The sequence below is a fragment of the Psychroserpens sp. genome (assembly GCF_045105015.1).
In the GTDB taxonomy this organism is placed as follows: domain Bacteria; phylum Bacteroidota; class Bacteroidia; order Flavobacteriales; family Flavobacteriaceae; genus Psychroserpens.
Genome location: NZ_JBGCCX010000111.1, coordinates 24,038 through 30,331, shown reverse-complemented (window position 1 = coordinate 30,331; position 6,294 = coordinate 24,038). Strand labels below are relative to the sequence as shown.

4 protein-coding genes and 1 tRNA gene are annotated in these 6,294 nt (G+C 32.7%); 2 read left to right on the top strand and 3 right to left on the bottom strand.

Annotated elements, in window-relative coordinates; translation table 11 throughout:
• The coding region (nusA, locus tag AB8B90_RS08120) for a transcription termination factor NusA (RefSeq protein ID WP_405335507.1) at positions 1-1,171 on the bottom strand (1,171 nt) is incomplete at its 3' end.
• Positions 1,172-1,183: 12 nt separating this feature from the next.
• Entirely contained in the window at positions 1,184-1,648 is a 465-nt protein-coding gene (rimP, locus tag AB8B90_RS08115) for a ribosome assembly cofactor RimP (protein ID WP_405335505.1), read from the bottom strand.
• 152 nt (positions 1,649-1,800) lie between these two features.
• Between rimP and AB8B90_RS08110 the strand changes: the two genes are divergently transcribed.
• Positions 1,801-2,625, top strand: a complete 825-nt coding sequence (locus AB8B90_RS08110; RefSeq protein ID WP_405335503.1) for a universal stress protein — start codon at positions 1,801-1,803, stop codon at positions 2,623-2,625.
• A gap of 49 nt (positions 2,626-2,674) precedes the next feature.
• On the opposite strand, the gene AB8B90_RS08105 is transcribed toward AB8B90_RS08110, so the two are convergent.
• Positions 2,675-2,747, bottom strand: a tRNA-Gln gene (locus tag AB8B90_RS08105).
• A gap of 149 nt (positions 2,748-2,896) precedes the next feature.
• Here AB8B90_RS08105 and AB8B90_RS08100 point away from each other — a divergent pair.
• The gene (locus tag AB8B90_RS08100; protein WP_405335501.1) at positions 2,897-6,292 is read left to right on the top strand and encodes a protein O-mannosyl-transferase family; all 3,396 of its coding nucleotides are present in this window, start codon (positions 2,897-2,899) and stop codon (positions 6,290-6,292) included.
• Positions 6,293-6,294 lie beyond the last annotated feature (2 nt).

Genomic DNA, 6,294 nt, shown 5'->3' with positions numbered 1-6,294 from the left:
CTGTACGCTTAACAAGATCCACAACATCTTGTTCTAAAATACTTTTTGCAGTATCCAAACCTGCTTTACTGAATTCTTCAATAATCCAGCCTTCTATTTCATCTGTAAATTCGCTTAACTCAACATCTTCCTCAGCGCCTTCTCTAAATACATCAATTTCGTAACCGGTTAAATGACCAGCCAATCTAATGTTATGACCACCTCTACCTATAGCTTTAGACACTTCTTCAGGTTTCAATAACACTTCAGCACGCTTTCCTTCTTCATCAATTTTTATTGATGTTACTCTCGCTGGACTAAGTGCTCTTGTAATAAACAAATTAAGGTTATTAGTATAATTGATAACATCGATGTTTTCATTTCCTAACTCACGAACAATTCCATGAATTCTTGAGCCCTTCATACCAACACATGCTCCAACTGGATCAATTCTGTCATCATATGAATCAACGGCTACTTTAGCTTTTTCACCCGGAATACGAACCACTTTTTTTATGGTAATCAAACCGTCAAATACTTCTGGTATTTCTTGTTCAAATAATTTTTCAAGAAATACAGGTGCAGTTCTTGACATTATTATTGCTGGTTTATTTCCTTTTAACTCTACACTTTCAATAATTCCTCTTACATTTTCTCCTTTTCTGAAGAAATCTGAAGGGATTTGCTTATCCTTTGGAAGAATAATTTCGTTACCCTCATCATCTAATAGAATGATTGCTCTATGTCGAATGTGGTGGACTTCAGCTGAATAAATCTCACCTTCTAAATCTTTAAATTGCTTGTAAATATTAGTATTGTCATGCTCATGAATCTTAGAGATTAAGTTTTGTCTTAATGCTAAAATCGAGCGACGCCCTAGATCTACAAGTTTAACTTCTTCTGCTACATCTTCTCCAACTTCAAAATCAGGTTCTATTTTTTGAGCTTCAGATAAAGCAATTTCTTGATTTGGCTCTTCAACTTCATCATCAGCAACAACAATTCTATTTCTCCAAATCTCTAAATCTCCTTTATCTGGATTAATAATGATATCAAAATTATCATCATCACCGTATTTCTTCTTTAAGGCATTTCTCAAAACATCTTCTAAAATCGCCATTAACGTTACACGATCGATTAACTTTTCATCTTTAAACTCTGAAAAAGAATCAATTAACGCAATATTTTCCATTACTCTTATGAATTAAAATTTTATTACAACTTGAGCTTTACTTATCGAATCGTACGATAATTCGGCTTGCTTTTTTACAGTTACTTTACCTTTACCAATTGGCTTAGGTTCTCTTGTTTTCCACTCTAGAAGAATCTTTTCTTCGTTAACTTCTGTGAGTTTACCTTCAATGTTTTCGTTATTTGTAGTTTTTACACTTAGTGTTCTTCCAATGTTTTTCTTATACTGTCTCTTGTTTGTTAAAGGAGCTGTTGCTCCTGCAGATAACACTTCTAACGAAAAATCTTGTTCTTCTCGGTCTAAATTGTGTTCAATTGCTCTGCTAATGAACATACAATCTTCAACTAAAACTCCACTGTCGCCATCAATAACTATCTTTATAACATTGTCTCCCAAAACATCAAAATCTATCAGAAACAAATCTTCTCTTTGACTTAAGCCTTCTTCTAATAATTTTTTTACGGAATCTCTGAACATTTTTAGTATAAAAAGAGCGGACTTTTCGTCCGCTCATTATTCTTTTCTCTTCAAACAACGCTGCAAATATACAATAATTATATTGATTTTCCCAAGCTGTGTCATGTCGATTTTTATTATTAATTTTATGTAATTAAAACAAACTCAACTTTATGAAAAAAATATTAGTTCCTACAGACTTTTCTCAAGAAGCAGAAAACGCGTTAAAAGTAGCGGCACAAATAGCAAAGAAACATGGTAGCGAAATTCACTTATTACACATGTTAGAAATCCCAATGCAAGAAATAGATGCTGTTAATGCGCATGTAGAGGTCCCAGAAGTAATGTTTTTTATGAAAATGGCTCACAAAAAGTTTGAAGACATAAAAGAAAGTGATTATCTCAAAGACATCACTGTTCATGAAATTCTTAAACCTGAAGCGTCTTTTAATAGCGTTGTAGATATTTGTCATGAACAAGGCGCTGAAATAATCATAATGGGATCACATGGTGCAAGTGGTTTTAAAGAAATGTTTGTAGGTTCAAATGCGGAAAAAGTAGTTAGAATGTCAGATATCCCAGTGTTGGTTATTAAAAATGAACACGACGAATTCAGCATTGATGATTTAGTATTTGCATCAGACTTCAAAAAAGACAATAAAGAAACTTATCATCAAGCTACAGAATTTGCAACAGCTTTTGGAGCTAAGATCCATTTGTTAATGGTTAATACTGCTGGGAATTTTACAACTACAAAAAAAGCCAAAGAACGTATTAATAAATTTATTGATGGTTATAGTTTTAAGAACTACAGCATAAATATATATAATGATGAAAGCGTTGAGAAAGGAATTTTAAATTTCTCCAGCGATATTGATGCCGACCTTATTGGAATTAGCACACATGGAAGACAAGGTATTTCGCATTTCTTTAATGGAAGCATTAGTGAAGATCTGGTCAATCATGCAAAGCGTCCTGTCATTACTTTCAAAATATAAGAAATTGATTAAAATAAAAAAGTCTTCCCAAACAGGAAGACTTTTTTTGTTGGCCCACTAGGGATCGAACCTAGACTCTTTGGTACCAAAAACCAATGTGTTGCCAGTTACACCATAGGCCAATCTCTTAAAGAGGATGCAAATTTAGTACAAAGTTTTATTTGTACAAACAATTTTTTATAAAATAATCAAAAAAGCATAACGTTTACTTAAAAAATTGAGTGTTTCATATATTTATTATTAAATTCGCTCGCACTAATAGATCATGAATATGACACATTTCAACTTCAAGAAATGGAATGCCATTTTAGGATGGTTTGCCTTCGCTATAGCACTGATTACCTATTCGTTAACTATCGAACCCACAGTTAGTTTTTGGGATGCTGGTGAATACATTTTAACCTCATCAAAGTTACAAGTTGGTCATCCTCCAGGAGCACCTTTATTTCAAATTTTAGGTGCGTTTTTCTCAATCTTTACTTTTGGAAACAATGAACTCATAGGAATGATGATGAATATGATGAGCGCTGTTGCAAGTGCTTTCACTATACTTTTTATGTTTTGGACCATAAGTCTTTTACTAAAAAAGCTAGTGGTGAATAACAATGATCTTACTCAAAATGCTTCAATTGCTATATTAGGAAGCGCACTAGTTGGTAGCTTGGCCTTTACATTTACAGATTCATTTTGGTTTAATGCTGTGGAAACTGAGGTTTATGCTATGGCAACACTAATAATGTCTGTGCTGTTTTATTTAGGTTTGCGCTGGGAACAAGACATGTATGAACCAAGAGGACATAAGTGGTTGATTTTAATCGCTTTTGTTATCGGATTATCTTTCGGAGTTCACTTTATGGGGTTATTAACAATTCCTGCTTTAGGTTTAATTTACTTTTTCAAGAATTACCAAAAAGTAACAGCCAAGAGCTTTATCATTGCTAATATTACAGCTGTTGCTATTTTACTATTCATCTTTAAATTATTATTACCTAATGCTCTTAAGCTTTTTAGTGCTTCAGAAATATTCTTTGTCAATACGATTGGTTTACCTTTTAATTCAGGTTCAATTATAGCTGGAATAGCGTTAGTAGTTGCATTTTACTTCGGATTGAGCGAAACTAGGAAAAAAGGCTACAAATATGCTAACACATTAATTCTTTGTTTAATTTTCATTTTTATTGGGTTTTCGTCTTGGCTGATGCTACCGATAAGAGCTAATGCTAATGTAATTATTAATGAAAACAACCCATCAAGTGCAAGAGAGCTTTTAGCTTATTATAATTTAGAGCAGTATCCTGAAACTCACTTATTTTACGGCCCACTCTTTACAGAACAATATACTGGATTAGATGAGAACAATCCTTATGTTGATGACAAACCTAAGTATGAAAAAGATTATGAAAAAGGTGAATATATCATCGTAAATGAGTACAAAAACTCTAAACAAAATTACAATTCGAAGCAAGCTTCAATTTTGCCACGTATGTGGAGCACGGATCATGCAGAAAACTATATGATGTTTACGGGACTACTCGATTTTAAAATTAAATCTGATTTAAGTCTAACCTATTACAATGATGCTTTAAACGCAAATTACTCTAACGAAGAAGCAAGTCAATATGCTAATCTTAGAGTTAATAACATAAAAAAACAGGTCAATGATTTTAGAAAAGATGTCATGGAAGGTCAGGTTGATTATGAGGATTATCACTTGTTTTTAAAACAATTCGGACAGGAATATTTAGATATTGAGAAACCGTCATTATTAGATAATTTCTATTACATGATAGATTATCAATTGGGCTATATGTATTGGCGTTATTTTATGTGGAATTTTACTGGACGTCAAGATGATATTCAAGGAAAATACACCGATTTACACGGGAACTGGATAAGTGGTATTGGCTTTATAGATGAGTTACATTTAGGAATGTCACAAGATAATTTACCAAGTGATGTTGAAAACAACAAAGCAAGAAACACCTACTATTTTCTACCATTTATACTCGGACTTATAGGTTTCTTTTATTTAATGTCTAAAGACCCTAAACGTTTTTGGATGATGCTTGTATTTTTTCTATTTACAGGGTTAGCTATTCAATTTTATACCAATATTAGACCATTTGAACCTAGAGAACGTGATTATTCGGTAGTAGGTTCTTTTTATGTGTTCGCTATTTGGATTGGTTTTGGGGTTTATGCAATATATGATGCTTTGAAAAAACAATCAAAGTCTAAACTTTTAGCTCCAGTAATTACAGTTATTTGTTTGGCATTAGTTCCTGGAATATTAGCCGCAAATAATTGGGACGACCATGATCGATCAGGAAAATATACAGCAAACTCAATGGCTAGAAAGTATTTAGAATCTTGTGCTCCAAATGCAATACTATTTACTATTGGTGATAATGATAGCTTCCCTCTCTGGTATTTACAAGAAATTGAAGGTGTTAGAACAGATGTAAGAGTTGTAAATACAAGTCTTTTTCAAACCGATTGGTATATTGATCAAATGAAGCGCAAAGCTTATGAAAGCGATCCAATTCCGTCACAATTAACCCACGACCAATATAAATTTGGGACAAGAGATTACATCATGAGACGTGAAATTACTGAGGACACCTTAATGATTAAAGACTTCATGAATTTTATAGCTAATGATGACCCAAAGTATAAACTAAAATATCTAGTACAAAGAGAGGGAGAAGACCCAGCGGCTTATCCTTCTCAATTATTAAATTCAAATTATTTCCCAACACGCTATATTAGAGTTCCTGTTGACAAACAAACTGTATTAGATAATGGCATCGTTAAGCAAAAAGATGCTGATGAAATTTTACCATATTTAGATGTCGAAATTAAAGGTGGTGCTTTATACAAGAACAGATTACTCATGTTAGATATTGTTGCAAACAATAACTGGGAGCGTCCTATTTATTTTACAGGAGGAGCGTTTAGTGACGAAGACTATATATGGATGAAAGATTTCCTTCAACTTGATGGTTTATGCTATAAATTAGTCCCAATTAAAACGGCTATTGATAGAGCTAATCCATTTGATATGGGACGTATTGATTCTGAATTGATGTACGAGAAAGTTAAATCTTGGGATTGGGGAAATAGTGGTAGTAATGATATTTATCACGATGTCGAAACTCGCAAAAATGGCATAACCTACAGAGGAAACCTTGCTCGCTTAATGGAAAAACTAATCAATGAAGATCAAGATGACAAGGCAGAAGAAATTGCAGATATAGCCATGAACAATATGCCTGTGGATAAATTTGGATATTACACTTTACTTGAACCTTTTATTGGTGGTTACTACGAAATTGAAAAAACTGATAAAGCCAGAAAACTCTATCATGATGTTTCCAAAAAGTATCAAGAAAACTTGAAGTATTATAGTGGTTTGACTATTGAAAACCAAACACGCTATCTTGATGAAATTGTTACAGATATTGAAAGATATCGAAGCTTGGTTGATTTACTAGTCATATATAATGATAAGGATTTGGCTTTAGAAGAGACAGAAAAATTCAATAATTACCTAAAACTCTTCAAACATTTTACTGGTGAAGATGAGCCTAATGAAGACGAATTATTAAGAGAAGATCCTGATATTCCTCAAGATATGATTGATAGTATTTTAAAATTAGAGCAATAGTA